Below are 19,569 nucleotides of genomic sequence, written 5' to 3'. Positions count from 1 at the left end.
CCTCCAGAGCCAGGTATCGGTTATCCCTGGATCGGCTTGGTCGCCGTCTGCATCGTTGCAGCATGAACACCATGAACGATTCCACGGCACTGGTCACCGGCGCCAACCAAGGCATCGGCAAGGAAATCGCGCGGCAGCTCGCGGCCGCCGGGCTGATCGTCTACCTCGGCTCTCGCGACCCAGAGCGGGGACAGCGGGCTGTCGACGAGATCGGTGGCAACGCTCGACTACTCACCCTCGACGTCACCGACGGCCAGAGCGTCGCCGAAGCCACCCGTCAAGTCGAAAACCTGGACATCCTTGTCAACAACGCCGGCATCTCGGTCGACCTGAACCCGGTGACCGAGACCGACGTTGACGCCTTCCGCCGCACTTACGAAACGAACGTGTTCGGGGTCGTGGCGGTCACCAACGCTTTCCTGCCCGCGTTGCGCCGCTCCGCCCGGCCCCGGATCGTGAACCTCTCCAGCGGCACTGGATCACTGGGCTGGAGTACCGGCCCGCAGCCGCAGTTCCCCGCGACGGGCTCACTCGCCGCATACCGATCGTCCAAGACCGCACTGAACGCGCTGACAGTCTTCTACGCCCAGGCGCTCGCCGGCGACGGCTTCAAGGTGAACGCCCTCGCGCCCGGGCTACGCAAAACCAATCTCAACGTGACCGCCGCCGCCAGCGGCGGAGACCCGGCCGAAGCCGCAGCTGGCGCGGTCCAACTGGCACTGCTGCCCGACGACGGCCCCACCGGCGAATTCCTCTCCTGGGACGGAACCCGCGTGCCGTGGTGATCACCACTCGCGCAACCTGCTCAACCTCGGCGTCATCGCATCCGAGTCAGCGCTGCGCCTGCCTCGCCAATCGAGACACACGCTATTGCCGCGATCCGGGCGTCGATCTTCCGGGGGACATCCGGATCTGCCGAGAACAGTGTTTCCGATCATGACCGAGAGGTAGGCGGGTATGAGATTCCGCCAGTTCCTGCATGACTGATCAAGATGCATCTCGCAGGCCTTGCCGTGTGCGCGACAGTCGGACATCCGTCAACCGCGTTCTTGCCTTGCCATCCCGTCCTACGATCAACCACGTGCCTGGGTTAAGTGCATTCGGGTTCGGTATTAGCCTGACAGCCGATGAGCTCGCTTCGTTGGCCGACCGGTTCAGGCGGGACCCGGTCTACGGCGGTCCCTGCCTAATTCTGAACCGACACTCCGGCTTGGCTTTGGATGCGCGAACTGACGCTACGGCCGGTGGACATACCACGCTCTGGACCGCCCATGCAGCGCCTTGGCAGCAATGGCGGATTCGCAGGGCCAGTCGGGGAAATGTGCAAATCATTAGCGAGTCGTCAGGGCTGATGCTTGCCACAATGCGGGCAGCTTCCGACTGGGGTGAGGTGTGGTTGCACGATAAACCGCGACCTAAATGGTCAACCGAATGGCAGCTGATTCCCACCGACGACAGAGTGGCATTTGTTATCGAAAATGCCACGTCGGCACACGCGCTCGACCCCGGTCACATCGCGGCCGATCATCAGGGAGTCGATCCGCACGTGTGGAGCACGCACTGGGAACCGTGGCAGCAGTGGATGGTAGTTCGGCTTCCTCTAGCCTGACAATCGACTGGCACGGGGCGAGCGGCGGTTAGCTGCGCATCCCGCTGGCCGGTATCGAACTGATCGCCGGCCCGAACCCTGCTCCTGGACTGCGACCTGGCCCACGCCAATCCGAATTAAGGTATAGGAATGTTCGAATCAGCAGGTGCGTTTGTGCCGCAATCGATGGCATGGCTACCCGCAGTCGTTAGCGGCCTTGTGGCATCTATCGTAACCGTGTCAGTGAATAATTGGCTCCAAAATCGCCGAGAAGAGCACGCTTGGCGGCGCTCGCAACAAAGGTGGCTGCTTGACCGGAGGCTTCAGCACTATGTCGACATTCTAGAATATGTGACGAGCTTGCGTCGCGTCTTGAGAAAGAGCGGGCTAGAGAGAAACGAAAGCGCCAACGATGTCTTCGCCGGAAGCCGCGACCTTAACCTACGCATCCGTCTGATGTCCTCTAGCCGCGTTCGAGTTCGTTGGAAGCCGATTTTGGACCTCATCGAGAATTGGCATTGGGGGAATATTGGCGATTCTAGCGAAGCTCGAAAGAAGCTTTGGGGGCTGTCCGACGACTTAATCGACCAGTTACGACTTGAACTTACGGAACTCGACCACCCGGCGTGATGGCTGCACTGTCCTGCCGCGATCCGCGCGTGGCGGAGCGTGACGGCGGCCTGCCACCGATCGGCATCCTGATCTGCCGAGATGTGCGCACCCGATCACGGCGGCAGCGATGCCGACGACAGCGCGTGCGGGCCGTGGGGCACGCGGTCGCCGGGCTCGCCCTCGTGGCACCATGTTGCGCTATGGATCATCAGGGGCAGCTTCGTCGTGCAGCGCTCGCGTTGGGCATCCCGGACGACGAGGTCAGCCGGTTCATCCAGCACCTCCGTTTGTCGATCCGGTTGAGCGGAGGATCCAGCGGTGTTCCGGTGGGGCAGTTCGGTGGGTTGCCCCGGCTGCCGGTGGGCATGGACTGGCCCTCCGACGGGGTCAGTCCGTTGCCGTTCATCTTCTCGGTCGACTGTGCGGCGCTGCCAAGAGTCGACGGCTTCGGCCTGCCGACAGACGGCTCGCTGCTGTTCTTCCTGGACCACGAGCAGGCCGCTGCCACCGGGGAGCGGAGGTACGGGCGAGTCGTGTATGTGCCGACCGGCACCGATACCGAGGTGGCGGCAGGATCCACCGACCACGCGTTCGTCGACAAGCAGTACGACGTCGGCGCCACGCTGCGCGCGGAGTTCCCCGATTGGTTCGGGGCGGACGACGAGGACGAGGAAGACGAGGACGAGGACGACCTGTCGCCCTTCCAGCAGCAGTTGGCCCGTGACCTCGAGCGTGACCTGCCGCACCTTGACGAACTCTGTGCTCTGGCCAACGATCTCTGGCCGCCTGACAACGGTTACGCCAGCGCCTATCTCGGCGGGTATGCCGACGAGGAGGTAATCAAGAGTATTGCGGAGCAGACCCTCGCGTGGCGCGAGAAGATCGGCGAGATCGTCATCCCGGTCGCGAAATGGTATTCCCATGTGGAGAAGGAGACGCACCGGCTGACGAGAGAGTGGGTGTCGCTCGCCCGCTTTCCCGTAGACAACGAGCTCTATTACCGGAGTGACGGGAGTTTCGTGATCCGTCACGACGACCTGGTCGCTGGTCGGCTGGACGAGGCGCTTCCCGTGGCTGAGTTGATCCCATAGAACACGGGCGGCACCGGATACGGCCACGATCTGCGTTGCCGGCGATGCCGACGTCAGATGCTGGGCACCCGCTATTGCCGAGTTGAGGGCGTTTGATCATGCGGACTGGTGTCCCATTGGTGGCGGTCTGTTCGTTACTGGCGATGTCCCGGGCTGTGCTGGTTTCCGCTCGCCGTGGGCGTAGTCGATGAACCCGAGTCAGTCGCTGGGCGCCGGCGCGGTGTCGTTCTCAGGATCGGACACGCCACTGGGGTAGTTGTCCCACCAGCGGGGTAGCCCGATGTCCGCCCGTTCTGGTTGGGTGAAATGGAACGGCACCCCGAGCGCCGCAGCTACCGCTTGGCCCTTGGCGATGTCCTCAGGGTCGGCGACGCCCAACGATCCCAGGCCGACCTCGTCGAAATGCGGGTGCTGGTGGCCCGGACGCGCAACGATCGCGACCAGCCGTGCGTGCCAGCCGAAGCTGTCGCCGTCCCAGTAGCCCTCTACCGCAACCACCCGGTCGGTGATCCGGCGCGCCCGTTCGACCAGGGACTCGTGGCTCACTTCGGTTCCGGCTCGATCTCACCCCGTCGGGACAGCTCGCTGACGCGGGCGGCGACGACGTCCTGGGCATCGTTGAACCGCAGTGCGTGCCCCACGAGTAGCCGAATGGCGTGGAACAGGCTTCGGCCGCGAACCAGCGCGTCGATCTCGTCGCGCAGTTGATCCGGCAGCCGCAACCACAACTGCTCCGCGCCGCACGCCGAGCACAGCACCGCGCCACCACCGGCCGCCCGCATCCAGAACGGCTGGGCGCACTGCGCGCATTTCACGGCTGAATCGTTCCTGCTCCGCCACTGCCTTGACAAATCGATCCGTCGTAGCGACGGATGCATGTCATGCCGCAGACCGCGCGTCACGCACGGCAGGCAGCGGGTGTCCGCTGTCCCGGGCGGTGGCCGCTGGTTGCTCACGTGTCAGCAGCGGTGCTTCCCACTCCTACAACACCGCATCCTGCTCGGCCGACGTGACCCCTCCGTCATCATCGAGAGCCGGATAGTCGAAAGTGGAGCGGGCCGTTCACGAGACGGCCCGCTTCTCGGAGCCCTTGGAATCCAGGAAGAGTTCGAGGGCCTCGACGACGAGGCGGTGGTCGTCGAGTTGGGGCAGCCCTGAGACGGTGACGGTGCCGACCGGGCCGGTGCCCCTGAGGATGATCGGGAAGCAGCCGCCGTGCGCGGCGTACAGGGCGGCGTCGAGGTGGGATTGTTCCTCGAAGGTGGTGCCGCGGTCGCGGTAGGTCTGGCCCACGAGGTAGGAGCTGTGTCCGAATCGGCGGACGACGCGGATCTTGCGTTCGATCCAGTCGTCGTTGTCGGCGGAGGTGCCGTGCAGTGCGTAGTGGAAGAGTTGGTGGTCGCCGAGGCGGATGTCGACGGTGACACCGTGGCCGCGCTCTCTGGCCAGCTCGACCATGCGAGTTCCCAGGGCCCAGGCGTCGTCATGGTCAAAGCGGTCGAACTGGAGGCGGTCTTCCTGCTCCTGAAGCTCCGGCGTCACGGCGTACGTTCCCTTCCTCGATCGTCAGGACGATCTAAGCAGAGGCAGAAGCGGCGAGCGGAACGTTCGTCGCCTGGTGACGGTGTCACGGGCAACGACTCCACAAACCGACGTCACGGGCGGTCACGGCAGGGAATCTGCCGTCGGGGAGTACCGGCTGGCCGTTTTACGGCAAACCTCCCCGGACCGGCCCTGGTTGCGGGCAAGATGAGCTGGATTCGCCCAGCGATACGGTGAGCGGGGGTCGGCCGTGAACGACGGATTGGTGACCAGGCGGAGCGCCCGCGATGTCGGAGAGACGGTCTCTGCCCTGCGGGCCGAGGCCGAACGCGTGGGGGCTGCGGTGGCGGCGGTGGTCGACCATGCGGCGGCCGCCCGCAAGGCCGGGCTGAGTATGCCCGACACACAGGTGATCATCTTCGGGAACCCGCAGGCGGGCACCCCGCTCATGCAGGCCCGTCCCGAGATCGCCATCGACCTGCCAATGCGACTGATGGTGCGGGACGACGGCCAGCCTGGCTCGCTCGTCACCTGGCAGGACCCCGCGTACCTCGCCCGGCGGTACGGGCTCGGCGAGGATCAGCTCGCAGCGCTGAACGCCCCGGCCAAGATCGCCTCCGCGCTCGACGGCCGCTGACTTCCGGTGCGCCGGGCCGGGTCAGCCGCCCCGGTTCAGTCGCCGCAGCGTCGCGGCAGCGACCAGGCCGTACGCGACGTACGGTAGGGCGTCCTCGAGCCAGCCCTCGGCACCCCAGCGGCGCGGGTCCGTCACCCCGAGCGCGGTCATCGACCCGTCGGCCACCAGCATGCCGCCAATCCCGATCACCCCCGCCGCCACCGGCAGCGGTGGCCGCCGCCGCCCGATGAGCACCGCGAAAAGCGACACGGCTGACACTCCGTTGACGAACCCGAACACGGGCCCAAACCCGGCACGCCGTTTCGCCGCCCGGTCTGCCGGGCCCAGGTTCACGTGGGCCAGATCCACCATCCGCTGCACGGCACGCTCGTGCGTGTCGCTCATCGGTCGAGCCCGGAGGCCCACGTCGAGATTGCTGAACAGTTCGCGGGCGAGCGTAGCGGCGGCACCGGCCACGATCCCGTTCGTCAGGCTGGCCAGCCAGTTCCTTGCCATGAGATCACCTCGGCCTTGTCCGTTGTCGCCCGCATCCCGCCGACCTCTGGCCGCGGCGTCCGGCATACCCATCCCGTGCCACGTCATGAAGGCATTCGGGACGCGTTGCGTGATTCCTCTCCGCTACCTGGCTGAGGAGAGGGCGACGGGAATCGTCAGCGGCGTTCGCCGGCGGCGCACTCACTTGCCGCCGACAAGGGGCGGACCCGACCAATCCGGCCAGCGGAGCGCGAGTCAGGCGCCGCCCGCAAGCAGGTGAGGGCACTATCGTTCGGACGTGCACATCCGTTTCGACGTCCCAGCCGATCCGACCTACCCAGGCCGCGTGGCCGCTGCGCTCAGCAGTGTTCGACTGCGCAGGTACGGCTATATCGGCGGGGTGCTGGCGGCGGTCGGGGCGATCGGCTTCGCCCTCTCGCGGAGCTTCGCGGGGGGCGACCGGATCTCGCCACTGTGCGTGGCGCTGGTCGTCGGTGGCCTGCTCTCGATGGCGTACTCGCCGTGGGTGCGCTGGCGCGCCCGGCGCCGCTCCAGTCGCTACGCCGTCGAGGGCGCCTACGACATCACCGACGACAACATCATGATGCGCAGCGGCTCGGAGTCCGGCGGCATCGCCTGGGACGGGGTCGCTCAGGTCAGGGACACGCCTCAGTTCTGGATCGTGTACGTCGGCCGGATGCCGGCCACCGTGATCCCACGCCGCCTGATGTCCGCCGAGGACGCTGAGACGTTGCGAGCCTTCATGGCCGAGCGTGGGCTGCTCCAGCTTCGGTGAGCTCATGCGCCGCCGGCAGCGCTCGGTAGATTCACCCCCATGTACTCGACCCGGGTATCCCAACTCGTCAAGGCGCCGCGTTCAGCCGTCTTTCGGGCACTGCTGGACCCGGCCGCGGTCGCCAGGTGGCGAGTGCCGACCGGGATGAACGGCCACGTGCACGAGTTCGACGCGCGCGAGGGCGGATCGTTGCGCGTCTCGCTCACCTACGAGGCGCCGGACAACACCGGCAAGTCGACGGCACACACCGACACCTACCACGGCCACTTCGCCAAGATCGTGCCCGACCGGCAGGTGGTCGAGGTCGTCGAGTTCGAGACCGACGATCCGGCGCTCGGCGGTGCGATGACCATGACCACGACGCTCACCGACGTGGACGGCGGCACCGAAGTCGCCGTCGTCCATGACGGCATCCCGGATGCGGTCCCGGCCGAGGACAACGAGATGGGTACGCGCATCGCCCTGACGAACCTCGCCAGACTCGTCGAACTGGGCTAGCGCGGCCCGGTCGTACCTCGTCGGTCGGTTGGGAGACGGACCCTGATTCCGCCTCTCAATTCGACGCCGTCGCCGGACAGCCGGCGCCGTGCGTCGTTCGATCCGATCCGGGGGCTCGGCGCGGGCACCCGGAGCACGGTCGGTGTGCCATCGTTGGCCTCCGGTCCGGGCCACCATGGCGGTGCCCGGCGGAGGAAGGGAACGGCCATGGGGGAGGACTCGTCGGGGCCGCTGCACGGAGTCCTCGTGGCGGACTTCTCCCGGATCCTGGCCGGGCCGTACGCGACCATGCTCCTCGCCGACCTGGGCGCCGACGTGGTCAAGGTGGAGGCGCCGGGCGGCGACGACACCCGGACCTGGCAGCCCCCGGTCCGCGACGGGGTCTCGACCTACTACCTCGGCGTCAACCGCAACAAGCGCTCCCTCGTGCTCGACCTCGCCGATCCCGACGACGCGGTGCTGGCCCGCCGCCTCGCCGCCCGTGCCGACGTCCTGATCCAGAATTTCCGGCCCGGCGCGCTGCGCCGCTTCGGCCTCGACCACGACACGGTCACCGCCGCCAACCCACGGCTGGTGTACGCCTCGATCAGCGGGTTCGGCGCGGCCGGCGGCGCGGACCTGCCCGGGTACGACCTCATGGTGCAGGCGGCGTCCGGGCTCATGAGCCTGACCGGGGCGGCGGACGGCCCGCCGTACAAGGCGGGGGTGGCGGTCTTCGACGTGATCGCCGGGCTGCACGCGGCGGTCGGGATCCTGGCCGCGCTGCACCACCGGGCGGCCACCGGCGTCGGGCAGCACGTCGAGGTGGACCTGCTCACCTCGGCCCTGTCCGGGCTGGCCAACCACGCCAGCGCGCACGTCGCGGCGGGCGTGGTGCCGCACCGGATGGGCAATGCCCACCCGAGCATCGTGCCGTACGAGCCACTGCCCACCGCCGACGGCGAACTCGTGGTGATCGGCGGCAACGACGGCCAGTTCCGCACCCTGTGTGAGGTGCTCGGCCTGCCCGGGCTGCCCGACGATCCCCGGTTCCGGCGCAACCGGGACCGCACGGCGCACCGCGACGCGCTGCGGCCGTTGCTGGTGGCCGCGCTGGCCCGGCGGACCAGCGCCGAGTGGTTCCGCGAGCTGCGCGCGGCGGGGGTGCCGTGCAGCCCGATCAACACGGTCGCCGACGGGGTGGCCCTGGCCGAGGGGCTCGGGCTCGACCCGGTGGTCACGGTCGGCGGCGTGCCGGGGGTGCGCCACCCGATCCGCCTGTCGGCCACCCCGGCCCGCCACGACCTGCCGCCGCCGGGGTTGGACGAGCACGGCGTGGAGCTGCGGGCCTGGTTGGCCGGGTGAGGGGTCAGCGTCCCGCGGCGGCCAGCAGGTCGTCGACGAGGCCGGTCGCGGTCTGCGCCGCCGCGGCGGCGTCCGGGCGGCCGGCGCTGCCGTAGAGGCCCTCCACGACCAGCCAGATCCGGTCGGCCAGCCGGCGCGGGTCGGCCGCGTCCAGCCGGGCCACCAGGGCGTCGATCTCGGCGCGGGTGTCGCGCAGGTAGTCCCGGGCCACCCGGCCGGGCTCGCCCGCGTCGCCGGGGAACTCCGCGAGGAAGAGGCGGAAGGCGCAGCCGCGGAAGTCGGCGGCGGTGGCGGTGGCGGCGATCTCCGCGACCAGCGCCCGCAGCCGGGTCGCCGGGTCGTCGGGCAGCCCCTCGGCCGCCGCGGCGCCGGCCCGCTCGCGCTCGCGCCGGCACGCCCGCAGGTACGCCGCCACCAGGTCGTCCTTGCTCGGGAAGTGCGTGTAGAGCAGGTTCTTGCCGCAGCCGGCGGCGTCGATGACCTGGTTCATCCCGACGGCCCGGACGCCGTGGCGGTAGAACAGCTCGCCGGCGGTGCGCAGGATCCGCTCCCGGCTGCCCGGGGCGGCGGTGCGGGCCATCGTGCCTCCTTCGGTCGTCTGTGGCGAGGATAACGGACCGATCGGTCCGGCGACGATTGACCGGTTGCCGACCCGTGGCGCAGTATCGGACCAATCAGTCCCGGACCGATCGGTCCGGCAATGGTCCGAGGAGGCAGCGATGCGCGACGCGGTGATCGTCGAGGCGGTACGGACCCCGGTGGGTCGGGCGAAGCGGGGCGGGGCGTACCTCGACGTCCACCCGGTGGACCTGCACGCGCACGCGCTGCGCAGCCTGGTCGCCCGGGTGCCGGGGCTGGACCCGGTCGAGATCGACGACGTGGTCGGCGGCGCCGTCGCCCAGGTCGGCGAGCAGAGCACCAACACCACCCGGCTCGCCGCGCTCGCCGCCGGCTTCCCCGAGTCGGTGCCCGGCGTGACCGTGGACCGGCAGTGCGGGAGCAGCCAGCAGGCCCTCAGCTTCGCCGCCCAGGGCCTGGTCGCCGGGGCGTACGACATCGTGGTCGCCTCCGGCGTCGAGTCGATGAGCCGGGTGCCGATCGGCAGCGCCGCCATGGTCGACGGCGTCCGCACCGACTTCGCCGGGCCCGCCGTCGCCGCGCGCTACCCGGGCGGGCTCGTCCCGCAGGGCATCGCCGCCGAGCTGATCGCCCGCAAGTGGGACCTGTCCCGCACCCGTCTCGACGAGTACGCCGCCACCAGCCACCACCGGGCCGCCGAGGCGTGGCGGCAGGGGCGGTTCGGCGGCCAGGTCGCCCCGCTGCCCGGCGTCGACCTCGCCATGGACGAGACCGTCCGGCCCGGGACCACGGCGGCCCGCCTCGCCGAGCTGCCGCCGGCGTTCGCCGCCGACCACTGGACCGCCCGCTTCGGCGAGCTGGACTGGAAGGTCACGGCCGGCAACTCCAGCCCGCTCAACGACGGCGCGGCGGCCCTGCTGCTCACCACCGGCGAGACCGCCCGCCGCCGGGGCTGGCGGCCCCGGGCCCGGATCCACACCGCCACCGTGGTCGGCGACGACCCGATCATGATGCTCACCGGCATCATCCCGGCCACCGCCAAGGTGCTCGCCCGGGCCGGCCTCGCCATCGACGACATCGACGCATTCGAGGTCAACGAGGCGTTCTCGTCGGTCGTGCTGGCCTGGCTGGCCGAGACCGGCGCGGACCCGGCGAAGGTGAACGTCGACGGCGGCGCCATCGCCATCGGCCACCCGCTCGGTGCCAGCGGCGCCCGCCTCGCCACCACCCTGCTGCACGTCCTCGAACGCACCGGCGGCCGCTACGGCCTGCAGACCATGTGCGAGGCCGGCGGCACCGCCAACGCCACCATCATCGAACGCCTCGACGGCTGACCGGCCGGGCGCGGCAGCTCAGTCCGCGATGCCGCTGAACGCGACCACGTGCTCGGCGTGCAGCCGGACCAGCAGCTCGCCGGGCACGGCGTTGCGCCGGCCGTACTCCTCGGCGCGGTCGGCGCCCATGTAGCGGGCGGCGATCCGGGTGGACCAGGGCAGCGACTCGGCCGGGTCCTCGCTGATCGTCACCGGGCCCCGGAGGGTCACGAACGCGTACGGCGCGTGCTCCTCGTCCACGGTCAGCGCCGCCCGCGGGTCGCGGACCAGGTTGCGCCCCTTCACGCTGCCGCGGCCGGTGTTGAAGACGAGGTCGTCGCCGTCGAGCACGAACCAGATCGGGGCCACGTGCGGGGAGCCGTCGGCCCGCACGGTGGCGAGCTTCCCGGTCCGGGTGCCGGAGGTGACGAAGGCCCGCCACTGGTCGTCGCTCATCCGCTGCGCCATGCGCCCATTCTGGCCCACCACCCCGACGCCGCCGGCCGGTGCCCGCTCCCAGCCAGTTCACAGCCGCGCGACCTGTCCGGCCGGCCGGGCCCGGCATACCCTGGACCGGCCTCGCCACCCCCTCTGACCTGGGAGATCACACCGTGTCGTACCCCATCACCGCCGGACCGGCCGGTCCGGTCCCGCCGCGCCGGTCCGCGCGGCGGCCGTGGCCGCGGTGGGCCCGGTGGTGCGTGGCGGTCGGCACCACCCTCATGACGCTGAGCGGCGTGGCGCTGGGCGGCAGCGCCTACCTGCTGCACGCGGCGACCGGCGAGGTCACCCAGCAGAACCTCCTGGGTGCCGCCGCCGCGCCCGCCGAGCAGCACCGGACGATCACCGGGGCCAAGAACATCCTGCTCGTCGGCGTCGACACCCGCGCCAACCAGGACCCGAGCCAGCTCACCCGCGCGGACTCGATCATCCTGCTGCACATCCCGGCCGACCACACCCAGGCGTACCTGGTCTCGCTGCCCCGGGACTCGCTGGTCACCATCCCCGCCTACGACAACGGGGCCACGCCGTTCCGCGGCGGGCAGAACAAGATCAACGCGGCCTTCGCGTTCGGCAGCCGGGGGCTGACCGGCTCCGCGGCGCTCTCGCACGGCTTCGAACTGCTGGCGCTGACCGTCCGCGACCTGACCGGCATCACCCCCGACGCCGGCGGGATCATCGACTTCCAGGGCTTCAAGAAGATCGTCCAGGTTCTCGGCCAGGTCTGCATGTACGTCGACGAGACCACCACCTCGATCCACGTCGGGCACGACGCCGCCGGCAGGCCCGCCGCGCCGTACGCGATCAACCCGGACGGCACGGTCAACCACCGCATCCCCGGCGTCACCCCGAACGTCTACACCAAGGGCCAGCACTGCCTCGACCCGGCGCAGGCGCTGGACTTCGTCCGGCAGCGGGACCTGCTGGCCAACCACGACTTCGACTACGGCCGGCAGCGCCACCAGCAGCAGTTCGTCAAGGCCGTGCTCGCCCAGGTGGTCAGTAAGGGGCTGGACTCGCCGACGAAGCTGCCCGGGCTGCTGTCGGCGGTCGGCCGCACCATGACCGTGGACGACGGCGGCATCCCGCTCGCCGACTGGGCCTTCGCCATGCGCGGTGTCAAGCCCGACGCGATCACCACGCTCAAGACCAACGGCGGCACCTTCAACAGCCGTACCGTGCCGGGCGTCGGCAGCGCCGAGATCCTCAACCCCACCAGCATGCAGCTGCTCCACGCGGTACGCGACGACACGGTCGCCGCGTTCGTCGCGACCCACCCGACCTGGGTGGCCGACTCCGGCCCGGCGTCCCCGGCGCACTAGGGTCTGTTGCGGAGTGGGCAAGGTCGCAGGTGAGTGATCATCAGGGGCCACGCAGGCCGTCGGGCTCGACCACTCGAAAGCGTTCGGCTACGACGAGAGTCTCATCGTCAATGACCGGGGTGTGACCCAGGAACTCGCTGACGCCATTGCTCCGGAAGAACTCTTCGTGGGCTGTCCGCCACTGTGCCACGTCGGAGTAGCCGCGTCCCTCGGCTCGCGCGAAGTCGTCGTCGATCTCCTTCATAGGAACGACGCGTACGTCGACGAGCTCGATCGTGACGGCCGGACGACCATCGGAATCAAGCACTGAGAATCGCTGACCGGTCATTGGTACTGCTTCCCCGACGTGCTCGTAGATCTCCAGGAGGCCCGTGAGCGTGGTCTTCTGACCGCTCAGGATCGCCGCCACACCGCGGTCACGCTCCGGTCCGGGGAAGGCGAGTTCAAGGGTCGGAAGGCCGTCATGTCCCATCGGGCGAGGGTACGAACCCCGGTCATGTTGACCAAGGGCTTATCGCCCTGCTCGTTCCCGGTGCCCACAGCGGGCGCTTCCGCCACACGTCCCAGCCCCGGCCGGGTAGGTTCCCGAGCCGGGGCCTCGATCACCGCGGGGGACGTTCCGGCGGCCTCAGGTGCGCGGGGCGGCCACGGCGGCCTGGGCGTCGACGATGCCCCAGCCGTAGAGCGGCGTGTAGACGCCGCGCAGACCGACGACCGGGGTTCGGGCGGTCGACATCAGCACCGCGTACACGTTGGCCACGCTGCGCCCCTGGGCGGCGAGCAGCGCCGCCACCCCGGACACGTACGGCGTGGCCATCGACGTGCCGGCGTAGGCGTCGTAGTCGCCCTGCCCGCAGGTAGCCGCGCCGGCGCCCACCGGGACGGTGGACCAGATGTCGTCGTCGCAGTTGACAAGGCCGGCGCCGCCGGGCGCGGCGACGGCCTTCAGGTCTGCCTTGACACCCAGGTTCGAGTACCACGCCTTGACCTCGTTGCGGTCGGTGGCCGTGACGCAGAGGGCCCCGGCCTCCCAGGCCGGGGTGTCGCACAGCGGCGCGGTCTCGTTGCCGGCGGCCGCGATGACGGCGACGCCCTTCGCCTGCGCGTACGCGATCGCCTCGGTCGCCGCGGACTCCAGGCCGGTGATGGTGAGGGCCTGGCTGCCGGGCAGTGCGCCGAGGCTGAGGTTGACCACCTTGGCGCCGTGGTCGGCCGCGTAGCGGATGCCGGCGGCGATGTCGGCGAAGCTGCCGCTGCCCGCCTCCAGCACCTTGATCGGCATGATCTTCGCGTCGCGGGCGACGCCGGCGACACCGACACCGTTGCCCGTGGCCGCGGCGGCGATACCGGCCACGTGGGTGCCGTGCTCGTCGCCGGCATCGGGCACGCCGTTGGGGCCGCGCCAGTCGCCGTTGCCGCACGAGGCCGGGCCGCAGTCGATGAAGGTCGCGCCGGGGACGAGCTTGGCGGCCAGGTCCGGGTGGGCGAGGTCGACGCCGGTGTCCACCACCGCGATGACGACGCCCGCTCCCGTGCTGGTCGCCCAGGCCTGCTCGGCGTGGATCTGCCGCAGGCCCCACTGCTTGTCGTACAACGGATCGTTGACGGCCGCCTGGGCGGGCGTCGCCGCGGTCGCCACCAGTGCGGTGACCATCGCGGTGCCGGCGAGTAACCGGGTGAACGACATCTGATCTCCCTTCCCCACGGACAGCACTTCATCTATGGATCGGGGATGGGGCGCGAAACGCAACAGCGGTGGGATCGCCCGACCGGCCCCAACCATGACGGTTGACGTCGACGCCGAGACCACCACCTCGATCCCGTGCGGAGCGCGGCGGGCACCCCTGGCGCGTCCCCGGCCCGTGGTGAACGTGGACCGTGACCGTCGAGAGGTCAGTTCTCACGGGTCCAGGCGGGCGTGATCCGCTGTTCGCGGATTCGCCAGCCCGCCGGCGTGCGTACCACGGTGCCGGCCGTTCGCAGGCCGCCGGTGAAGTGGGGTGCTTGGCCGTCGCGGTAGTAGTACACCAGTGAGTTCGCCGTGACGGCGGCCTGGTCGCCGTCGATGTCCACCAGCAGGTCGGTGGTCGTGTGCTGGGTGTGCTGCCCCTCGACCTCGCTCTGTCGCATGAAGCCGACGACCTTGTCGATGCCGCGGAGTTCGCCTCCGCGGGGCGAGTGCACCGCGACGTCGTCGGTGAAGACGGTGTCGGCGTCCTCCCACCGCTTCTCGTCGAGCAGGAGCGCGAAGCGGGTGAACAGGTCGGTGATCTCGATGCGGTCGGCGATCAGCGTCTCTCTGGACATGGCATCCTCTTTCATTTTCAACGGCGGATGTTGTCTTGTGCCGGGTGGCGAGTTCCGAGGACGAAGGGTTTAGCGGCCGGCCAGCACCGCGTTGGCCCGGTCCAGGACGATGCCCAGGACTCGGCCCGCGGCGGCCAGGTCCTCGGCCGGCAGGTCGCCCCACAGTTCCTGGGTGATCGGGCCGATCGTGGTGTGGACCCGCGTCCAGCGCGCCTGCCCTTCGTCGGTGACCTGGATGCGGCCGTCGCCGCCGTCGCGCAGGAACCCCGCGGCGGTGAGTTCGGTGATGCGTTCGGCCACCGCAGCCTGGCTGAACTGTGTGGCGGCGCCGACCCGGCGGATGAGCTCGGCCCGGTCGACGGCCCCACCGCTGAGCACGGTCAGCGTGAGGGTCACCCACTGGGGTTCGGTGATGCCGGTCCCGACGAGCTGCCGGTCCAGGATCGCGTTGAGCGCCTTCTCGGTCTGGCCGATGAGCGCGGTACCGAAGGCCTGAGCTGTGGTCGTCACGACGACCTCCAAATCCGTCTTCCTGGACGAACGTTCAGTCCAGAAACGTTTATGACACTAACGAAAGTATCTCGTTAGTCCGACGAACGCAACCGGGTATGGTCAGCGTCATGGACAGCGGGGCCGAAGCCGCGGACATGCCCGACGACGGCGGGATCAAGACGCCGGACAGACTGAGCCGGCGCGCCAGCCGGCTGCTGTCACATCTGGCCGCCCAGTCGGATCGGCTGGTCGCCGAAGGGCTGGCCGGAGCCGACGCCCGCAGGTGGCACTACGCCGTGCTCGCCTCGCTGCAGGAGTACGGCCCGGGCAGCCAGGCGACGCTGAGCCGACGCACCGGCATCTACCGCAGCGACATGGTCGGCGTCCTCAACGAACTGGCGGAGCGCGGCCTCGTCGAGCGGGCACCGGATCCCGACGACCGCCGCCGCAACGTCATCACGATCACCGCCCAGGGCCGCCGGCACCTGCGCCGCCTCGACAAGGTCATGGACGACCTCCACGAACAGCTGCTCGCCCCGCTGCTCCCCGCCGAACGCGACCAGTTCGTGCAACTGCTCACCCGCCTGCTGGACCACCACACGCAGCAGGCGCCCCGACCGCCGGTCCCCTGACCCCGGCATCGAGCGTTCTCATCTGCGCTGCCTGGACGCGGCTCCGCTCGCTGTCAGTCCGGTCATCCCGATCGTGACGCTTTCAGTCCATCGAGGACCAGCCCGACGACGCGGGACCGACTTTCGTCAGAGGTTGCGTGCTCCGCAGCGCGAGATGCTCCAACCAGCACCGCCATGAGGTCGGGCAACGCGAGATCGGGACGTACGGCGCCGACCCGTTGGGCCCGAAGGAGCAAGGCCGTGAGCGCCTCGGTGAGCTCGCGGGACTCCTCCGCCGAAGCTCTGTGGACGTCGACTCCAGCCTTGGTCAGCGCATCAGCGACGGCGATCTTCGTGGCGGAATGCTCCACGGCATCCGCGAGAAGGCTGAAGAAGGCTTCACCCGGATCCTCCGCGTCGGCTGTTGCGCGAGCGGCTTCGGCCATCCGCTGCAGCCGGCCTCGATACAGGGCCTCGAGCAAGGCCTCCTTGGTGGGGAAGTGTCGGAACACGGTGCCCACGCCGACGCCGGCGGCACGAGCGACGTCCTCGGTCGATGCCGAGACACCCTTGGCTGCGAAAACGACCTCGGCTGCCTCGAGCACCCTCGCGCGGTTGCGCCGCGCGTCTGCCCGCAGCGGCCGATCGGTCGCTGGCGTCACGGCTCCCGCCGCTCGACAAGCGGAGCGACGAGTCCGTATGGTGTAAGCGGAGTCACAAGTCCGATTATAGTCTGGAGCGCGCCACATGCCCGACCCAGCCAGCCCGCGAGACGTCTTCGACCGGCTTCTCGCCGGGATCAACCAGGCCCGATGGAGCGACCTGCCCGCCCTGTATGCGGAAGACGCCACAGTCGATCAGCCCTTCGCTGCGCCGCGGCGTCTCCGCCTCAATGGCCGCGCCGAGGTCGGGGCGCACTTCGAGGCAGCCGCGCGGGCGCCGTTCGAACTGAGGGCTCTCAACGTCGTCGTACACGAGGCCAAGGATCCTGAGGTGATTCTCGCCGAGTTCGACTACCACCTACGAAACGTGGCGACCGGACGCGAAGAGACCGTGGCCAACGTCCAGGTCCTGCGGGTACGTGATGGCCTCATCGTCGCCTCGCGCGACTATCACGACCACCTTCGGCTTGCCGCGGCAGCCGGACAGGCACAGCACCTCGCCGCCGCGCTCGACTGACGACATGTCAGCCGGGTCCGGTAGCAGTCAGTTGAGCTGCTCGGCCAGCGCGACGATGATGCCCTCCGGGCCCCGGAGGTAGCAGAGCCGGTAGATGTCCTCGTACCGCACCACCTCGCCGACGAGTTCGCCGCCGTGGGGCCGCAGGCGGGCGACGACGTCGTCGACGTCGTCGACGGCGAACATGATGCTGCGGAGGCCCAGTGTGTTCGGCGGTGCCGCGGAGGGCTCGGCGCTGATCGCCGCCGGCGAGCGGAACCTCGTCAGCTCGACCTTGCCGTGGCCGTCCGGGGTCCGCATCATGACGATGTCGACCCGGACGTCGTCGATCCCGTTGACCCGGTCCACCCACCGCCCCTCGATGGGCGCCTCGCCCTCCCGCTCCATGCCGAGTTCGACGAAGAACGCCACCGCGGCAGCGAGGTCGCTGACGACGATGCTGACGTGGTCCATCCGCTGAAGCGTCATGGGGCCGAGCATAGGGCGATCTCGACGGGCGGTCCCGCCGGTGGCGTGACGCGGGCGTGACGGCGGGGCGACGGCTCCGCGGGACCCTCGGCGGCGTGAGCAGCTTCCCGGGCAGTCCGCGTACCCTGCGCGGCGCCATCATCGCGGTCGACCCGCTGGGGCCGCTGTCCCGGGTGGTGGTGTTCCAGTACAATCCCGACCAGGTGCAGCGCACCATCGCCCCCCGGTCCGGCGGGGATTCCGGGCAGCGCGCCGCCGACGCGCACCGGGCCTGGGGCGCGCCCACCGAGACGATCACCATGACGGTCGACGTCGACGCCACCGACCAGTTGGAGAGCGGCGACCCGGTCGCCGCCACCGTCGGCGTCCTGCCCCAGCTGTCGGTGCTGGAGATGCTGCTGCACCCCGGCAGCGTCCGGGTGATCGCCAACTCGGTGCTGCTCGCCGCCGGGACCATCGAGATCCTGCCGGTGGAACTGCCCATGGCCGTGCTGGTCTGGGGGCCGGCCCGGGTGGTGCCGGTGCGGATCACCCAGCTCGGCGTCACCGAACAGGCGTTCAACCCGGCGCTGAGCCCGATCCGGGCCACCGTGGACGTCTCCGCCCAGGTGCTCACCTACGACGACCTGTCGCTGACCGACGTCGGTTACGGGCTCTACCTCGCGCACCTCGTCGCCAAGGAGGTCCTCGCCGTGGTGGGCGCGGTCTCCGGCGCCGTCGACGCCGTCACCGACCTCGCCGGAGCGTGACATGACCGGGCGCTACGACTTTGTACCCGTCGCCGGAACGACCGTGTCCGACGGCGCCGGCGGCCTGCGCGAGGTGCGCTACCTGCGGCGGCGGCCGCTGCCGGACCTGCGCGACGTGCGGGCCGCCGCCACCCACCGGGTGACCGCCGGGGACCGGCTCGACCTGATCAGCCACCGGTACCTGGGCGACGCCACCGCGTGGTGGCGGATCGCCGACGCCAACGGGGCGCTCGACCCGGAGGCGCTGACCGGACCGGACGCCGAGGGCGAGCTGATCGTCATCCCGCTGCCGGGGGTGTGACGTGCTGCTCGGGTCCGGGCTGCGGCTCACCGTCCTGGCGGGACGGACCGTGCCGCTGCCGCTGTCGGTGGACCTGGCCCAGCGGTGGCGCTCCACCCGGGTGACCGAGAGCGACGCCGAGCGCAGCGCCTTCTCGCTGGTCTTCGACGCCGGCCGGGCCGGCCCGCTGGCTCCCGTGGACAGCCCGTTCGGGCCGACCGGCCCGCTGGTCCCGTTCGCCCGGGTGGTCCTGGTGCTCACCTTCGGCGTGGTGCCGGTGGTGCTCTTCGACGGCATCGTCACCGAGACCCGGCTCGACCCGGGCACCGGCGCCGGGCGGGCCACCTTCACGGTCACCGGCGAGGACGTGGGCAACCTGCTCGACCGCGAGGACCGCGACGTCGAGCATCCCGCGCTCGACGACTACCTGACCGTGCTGAAGATCCTCGCCCCGTACGCGGCGCGCGGCATCCTGCCGAAGGCGCTGCCCGCCCCGGTCACCGACCCGCCGCTGCCGATCGACCGGATCCCCACCCAGCACGGCACCGACCTGGAGCACCTCGCGGAACTCGCCGAGCGGCACGGCTACGTCACCTACGTCGACCCCGGCCCGGTGCCGGGGATCAGCTCGTTCTACTGGGGACCGCCGGTGCGGCTCGGCCTGCCGCAGCCGGCCCTCGCCGTGGACCTGGGCTCGGACAGCAACGTGCGGGAGGTCTCCTTCCGCACCGAGGCGACCCGGCCGGCCACCGTCACGGGTGCGGTGCACGACCGGCGGACCGGGGTCACCCTGCCGGTGGCCGCGGTGGTGAGCACTCGGCCGCCGCTGGCCGCCGTGCCGTTCGCACTGGCCAACGCCGGGGACGTGCGGCGGCGCCGGCTGCGCGAGGGCAGCAGCGACGCGGTCTCCGCGTTCGCCCGCGCGCAGAGCGAGGTGGACCGCGGCGCCGACGCGCTGGTGGCCGAGGGCACCGCCGACGGCGCCCGGTACGGGGCGGTGCTGCGCCCGCGCGGCCTCGTCGGCGTGCGCGGCGCCGGCTGGAGCCACGACGGCCTCTGGTACGTCCGCCAGGTCGAGCACGACCTGGCCTACGGCGGCTACCGGGTCGGCTTCACCCTGTCCCGGGACGGGCACGGCTCGATCACGCCAGCGCTGCCCCGGAGCCCACTGTGACCACGCGGGAGG

General features: G+C 70.3%; 27 protein-coding genes. 15 read left to right on the top strand and 12 right to left on the bottom strand.

Annotated features, from left to right (window positions below):
• Positions 1 to 62: 62 nt before the first annotated feature.
• The 4 genes from RMN56_RS30820 (at position 63) to RMN56_RS30810 (ending at position 3,291) form a co-directional block, all read left to right on the top strand.
• Positions 63 to 785 (top strand): SDR family oxidoreductase, encoded by a 723-nt coding sequence (locus tag RMN56_RS30820; protein WP_313721383.1) that lies wholly within the window; start codon positions 63 to 65, stop codon positions 783 to 785.
• Positions 786 to 979: 194 nt separating this feature from the next.
• Positions 980 to 1,609 (top strand): RICIN domain-containing protein, encoded by a 630-nt coding sequence (locus RMN56_RS32820; RefSeq protein ID WP_376787244.1) that lies wholly within the window; start codon positions 980 to 982, stop codon positions 1,607 to 1,609.
• A 129-nt stretch (positions 1,610 to 1,738) separates the two neighbouring features.
• Positions 1,739 to 2,218 carry a hypothetical protein gene (locus RMN56_RS30815; RefSeq protein WP_313721382.1) on the top strand — a complete coding sequence of 160 codons (480 nt, stop codon included), beginning with the start codon at positions 1,739 to 1,741 and terminating at the stop codon, positions 2,216 to 2,218.
• Complete coding sequence (locus tag RMN56_RS30810) at positions 2,218 to 3,291, top strand: DUF1963 domain-containing protein (protein ID WP_313721380.1); 1,074 nt, start codon at positions 2,218 to 2,220, stop codon at positions 3,289 to 3,291. The genes RMN56_RS30815 and RMN56_RS30810 overlap by 1 nt, the downstream gene beginning before the upstream one ends.
• Before the next feature lie 198 nt (positions 3,292 to 3,489).
• On the opposite strand, the gene RMN56_RS30805 is transcribed toward RMN56_RS30810, so the two are convergent.
• The 3 genes from RMN56_RS30805 to RMN56_RS30795 all read right to left on the bottom strand — a co-directional run bounded on the left by RMN56_RS30805 (position 3,490) and on the right by RMN56_RS30795 (position 4,833).
• A complete protein-coding gene (locus RMN56_RS30805) occupies positions 3,490 to 3,837 on the bottom strand; it encodes a hypothetical protein (protein ID WP_313721379.1) in 348 nt (115 codons plus the stop codon).
• Positions 3,834 to 4,106, bottom strand: a complete 273-nt coding sequence (locus RMN56_RS30800) for a hypothetical protein (protein ID WP_313721378.1) — start codon at positions 4,104 to 4,106, stop codon at positions 3,834 to 3,836. The genes RMN56_RS30805 and RMN56_RS30800 overlap by 4 nt, the downstream gene beginning before the upstream one ends.
• 247 nt (positions 4,107 to 4,353) lie before the next feature.
• Entirely contained in the window at positions 4,354 to 4,833 is a 480-nt protein-coding gene (locus tag RMN56_RS30795) for a heme-degrading domain-containing protein (protein WP_313721377.1), read from the bottom strand.
• 250 nt (positions 4,834 to 5,083) lie between these two features.
• On the opposite strand from RMN56_RS30795, the gene RMN56_RS30790 reads away from it, so the two are divergent.
• Positions 5,084 to 5,470, top strand: a complete 387-nt coding sequence (locus RMN56_RS30790; RefSeq protein ID WP_313721376.1) for a DUF302 domain-containing protein — start codon at positions 5,084 to 5,086, stop codon at positions 5,468 to 5,470.
• A 21-nt stretch (positions 5,471 to 5,491) separates the two neighbouring features.
• Here RMN56_RS30790 and RMN56_RS30785 read toward each other — a convergent pair whose 3' ends face one another.
• On the bottom strand, positions 5,492 to 5,965 hold the full coding sequence (locus tag RMN56_RS30785) for a hypothetical protein (protein WP_313721375.1): 474 nt from the start codon (positions 5,963 to 5,965) through the stop codon (positions 5,492 to 5,494).
• Between the two features lie 277 nt (positions 5,966 to 6,242).
• Here RMN56_RS30785 and RMN56_RS30780 point away from each other — a divergent pair, with 277 nt between their 5' ends.
• From RMN56_RS30780 to RMN56_RS30770, 3 genes are all read left to right on the top strand, one after another.
• Positions 6,243 to 6,740, top strand: a complete 498-nt coding sequence (locus RMN56_RS30780) for a YcxB family protein (RefSeq protein WP_313721374.1) — start codon at positions 6,243 to 6,245, stop codon at positions 6,738 to 6,740.
• A gap of 39 nt (positions 6,741 to 6,779) precedes the next feature.
• Positions 6,780 to 7,238, top strand: a complete 459-nt coding sequence (locus RMN56_RS30775) for an SRPBCC family protein (protein ID WP_313721373.1) — start codon at positions 6,780 to 6,782, stop codon at positions 7,236 to 7,238.
• A 207-nt stretch (positions 7,239 to 7,445) separates the two neighbouring features.
• Entirely contained in the window at positions 7,446 to 8,582 is a 1,137-nt protein-coding gene (locus tag RMN56_RS30770) for a CaiB/BaiF CoA transferase family protein (protein ID WP_313721372.1), read from the top strand.
• Positions 8,583 to 8,586: 4 nt separating this feature from the next.
• Here the strand turns inward: RMN56_RS30770 and RMN56_RS30765 are convergent, their stop codons facing one another.
• Entirely contained in the window at positions 8,587 to 9,162 is a 576-nt protein-coding gene (locus RMN56_RS30765; RefSeq protein WP_313721371.1) for a TetR/AcrR family transcriptional regulator, read from the bottom strand.
• A gap of 139 nt (positions 9,163 to 9,301) precedes the next feature.
• Here RMN56_RS30765 and RMN56_RS30760 point away from each other — a divergent pair, with 139 nt between their 5' ends.
• Entirely contained in the window at positions 9,302 to 10,495 is a 1,194-nt protein-coding gene (locus RMN56_RS30760) for a thiolase family protein (protein ID WP_313721370.1), read from the top strand.
• 18 nt (positions 10,496 to 10,513) lie between these two features.
• Here the strand turns inward: RMN56_RS30760 and RMN56_RS30755 are convergent, their stop codons facing one another.
• Positions 10,514 to 10,942: a PPOX class F420-dependent oxidoreductase gene (locus RMN56_RS30755; protein ID WP_313721369.1), complete on the bottom strand. Its 429-nt coding sequence runs from the start codon at positions 10,940 to 10,942 to the stop codon at positions 10,514 to 10,516.
• A 143-nt stretch (positions 10,943 to 11,085) separates the two neighbouring features.
• On the opposite strand from RMN56_RS30755, the gene RMN56_RS30750 reads away from it, so the two are divergent.
• Positions 11,086 to 12,297 (top strand): LCP family protein, encoded by a 1,212-nt coding sequence (locus RMN56_RS30750; RefSeq protein ID WP_313721368.1) that lies wholly within the window; start codon positions 11,086 to 11,088, stop codon positions 12,295 to 12,297.
• Between the two features lie 40 nt (positions 12,298 to 12,337).
• Here RMN56_RS30750 and RMN56_RS30745 read toward each other — a convergent pair whose 3' ends face one another.
• From RMN56_RS30745 to RMN56_RS30730, 4 genes are all read right to left on the bottom strand, one after another.
• Positions 12,338 to 12,769: an ASCH domain-containing protein gene (locus RMN56_RS30745; RefSeq protein ID WP_313721367.1), complete on the bottom strand. Its 432-nt coding sequence runs from the start codon at positions 12,767 to 12,769 to the stop codon at positions 12,338 to 12,340.
• A gap of 156 nt (positions 12,770 to 12,925) precedes the next feature.
• Positions 12,926 to 13,984: a S8 family peptidase gene (locus RMN56_RS30740; RefSeq protein WP_313721366.1), complete on the bottom strand. Its 1,059-nt coding sequence runs from the start codon at positions 13,982 to 13,984 to the stop codon at positions 12,926 to 12,928.
• Between the two features lie 206 nt (positions 13,985 to 14,190).
• A complete protein-coding gene (locus RMN56_RS30735; protein WP_313721365.1) occupies positions 14,191 to 14,604 on the bottom strand; it encodes a nuclear transport factor 2 family protein in 414 nt (137 codons plus the stop codon).
• Between the two features lie 69 nt (positions 14,605 to 14,673).
• Entirely contained in the window at positions 14,674 to 15,114 is a 441-nt protein-coding gene (locus tag RMN56_RS30730; protein WP_313721364.1) for a MarR family winged helix-turn-helix transcriptional regulator, read from the bottom strand.
• A gap of 110 nt (positions 15,115 to 15,224) precedes the next feature.
• Here RMN56_RS30730 and RMN56_RS30725 point away from each other — a divergent pair, with 110 nt between their 5' ends.
• Entirely contained in the window at positions 15,225 to 15,728 is a 504-nt protein-coding gene (locus RMN56_RS30725; protein WP_313721363.1) for a MarR family winged helix-turn-helix transcriptional regulator, read from the top strand.
• A 62-nt stretch (positions 15,729 to 15,790) separates the two neighbouring features.
• Here RMN56_RS30725 and RMN56_RS30720 read toward each other — a convergent pair whose 3' ends face one another.
• The gene (locus tag RMN56_RS30720; protein ID WP_313721362.1) at positions 15,791 to 16,369 is read right to left on the bottom strand and encodes a TetR/AcrR family transcriptional regulator; all 579 of its coding nucleotides are present in this window, start codon (positions 16,367 to 16,369) and stop codon (positions 15,791 to 15,793) included.
• 85 nt (positions 16,370 to 16,454) lie between these two features.
• Between RMN56_RS30720 and RMN56_RS30715 the strand changes: the two genes are divergently transcribed.
• Positions 16,455 to 16,886, top strand: coding sequence for a nuclear transport factor 2 family protein (locus tag RMN56_RS30715; protein ID WP_313721361.1), 432 nt, complete (start codon positions 16,455 to 16,457; stop codon positions 16,884 to 16,886).
• A gap of 27 nt (positions 16,887 to 16,913) precedes the next feature.
• Here RMN56_RS30715 and RMN56_RS30710 read toward each other — a convergent pair whose 3' ends face one another.
• Positions 16,914 to 17,354, bottom strand: coding sequence for a VOC family protein (locus tag RMN56_RS30710; RefSeq protein WP_313721359.1), 441 nt, complete (start codon positions 17,352 to 17,354; stop codon positions 16,914 to 16,916).
• 95 nt (positions 17,355 to 17,449) lie between these two features.
• Between RMN56_RS30710 and RMN56_RS30705 the strand changes: the two genes are divergently transcribed.
• The 3 genes from RMN56_RS30705 to RMN56_RS30695 are packed head-to-tail and all read left to right on the top strand — an operon-like array spanning position 17,450 to position 19,557.
• Positions 17,450 to 18,103 (top strand): hypothetical protein, encoded by a 654-nt coding sequence (locus RMN56_RS30705; RefSeq protein WP_313721357.1) that lies wholly within the window; start codon positions 17,450 to 17,452, stop codon positions 18,101 to 18,103.
• A gap of 1 nt (position 18,104) precedes the next feature.
• The gene (locus RMN56_RS30700) at positions 18,105 to 18,404 is read left to right on the top strand and encodes a LysM peptidoglycan-binding domain-containing protein (protein ID WP_313721355.1); all 300 of its coding nucleotides are present in this window, start codon (positions 18,105 to 18,107) and stop codon (positions 18,402 to 18,404) included.
• A gap of 1 nt (position 18,405) precedes the next feature.
• Complete coding sequence (locus RMN56_RS30695; RefSeq protein ID WP_313721353.1) at positions 18,406 to 19,557, top strand: hypothetical protein; 1,152 nt, start codon at positions 18,406 to 18,408, stop codon at positions 19,555 to 19,557.
• The last annotated feature ends 12 nt before the right edge of the window (positions 19,558 to 19,569 follow it).

It is taken from the genome of Micromonospora halotolerans (genome assembly GCF_032108445.1).
Classification (GTDB): Bacteria; Actinomycetota; Actinomycetes; order Mycobacteriales; family Micromonosporaceae; genus Micromonospora; species Micromonospora halotolerans.
The sequence above is the reverse complement of the archived record's forward strand: the minus strand, read 5'-3'. Positions and strand labels throughout refer to the sequence as shown.

Bases quoted from the DNA above. Each gene is read 5' to 3' on its own strand.
- RMN56_RS30820 (WP_313721383.1), top strand. From the start codon at position 63: ATGAACACCATGAACGATTCCACGGCACTGGTCACCGGCGCCAACCAA.
- RMN56_RS32820 (WP_376787244.1), top strand. From the start codon at position 980: ATGACTGATCAAGATGCATCTCGCAGGCCTTGCCGTGTGCGCGACAGT.
- RMN56_RS30815 (WP_313721382.1), top strand. From the start codon at position 1,739: ATGTTCGAATCAGCAGGTGCGTTTGTGCCGCAATCGATGGCATGGCTA.
- RMN56_RS30810 (WP_313721380.1), top strand. From the start codon at position 2,218: ATGGCTGCACTGTCCTGCCGCGATCCGCGCGTGGCGGAGCGTGACGGC.
- RMN56_RS30785 (WP_313721375.1), bottom strand. From the start codon at position 5,965: ATGGCAAGGAACTGGCTGGCCAGCCTGACGAACGGGATCGTGGCCGGT.
- RMN56_RS30775 (WP_313721373.1), top strand. From the start codon at position 6,780: ATGTACTCGACCCGGGTATCCCAACTCGTCAAGGCGCCGCGTTCAGCC.
- RMN56_RS30770 (WP_313721372.1), top strand. From the start codon at position 7,446: ATGGGGGAGGACTCGTCGGGGCCGCTGCACGGAGTCCTCGTGGCGGAC.
- RMN56_RS30765 (WP_313721371.1), bottom strand. From the start codon at position 9,162: ATGGCCCGCACCGCCGCCCCGGGCAGCCGGGAGCGGATCCTGCGCACC.
- RMN56_RS30760 (WP_313721370.1), top strand. From the start codon at position 9,302: ATGCGCGACGCGGTGATCGTCGAGGCGGTACGGACCCCGGTGGGTCGG.
- RMN56_RS30755 (WP_313721369.1), bottom strand. From the start codon at position 10,942: ATGGCGCAGCGGATGAGCGACGACCAGTGGCGGGCCTTCGTCACCTCC.
- RMN56_RS30745 (WP_313721367.1), bottom strand. From the start codon at position 12,769: ATGGGACATGACGGCCTTCCGACCCTTGAACTCGCCTTCCCCGGACCG.
- RMN56_RS30740 (WP_313721366.1), bottom strand. From the start codon at position 13,984: ATGTCGTTCACCCGGTTACTCGCCGGCACCGCGATGGTCACCGCACTG.
- RMN56_RS30735 (WP_313721365.1), bottom strand. From the start codon at position 14,604: ATGTCCAGAGAGACGCTGATCGCCGACCGCATCGAGATCACCGACCTG.
- RMN56_RS30725 (WP_313721363.1), top strand. From the start codon at position 15,225: ATGGACAGCGGGGCCGAAGCCGCGGACATGCCCGACGACGGCGGGATC.
- RMN56_RS30715 (WP_313721361.1), top strand. From the start codon at position 16,455: ATGCCCGACCCAGCCAGCCCGCGAGACGTCTTCGACCGGCTTCTCGCC.
- RMN56_RS30710 (WP_313721359.1), bottom strand. From the start codon at position 17,354: ATGACGCTTCAGCGGATGGACCACGTCAGCATCGTCGTCAGCGACCTC.
- RMN56_RS30700 (WP_313721355.1), top strand. From the start codon at position 18,105: ATGACCGGGCGCTACGACTTTGTACCCGTCGCCGGAACGACCGTGTCC.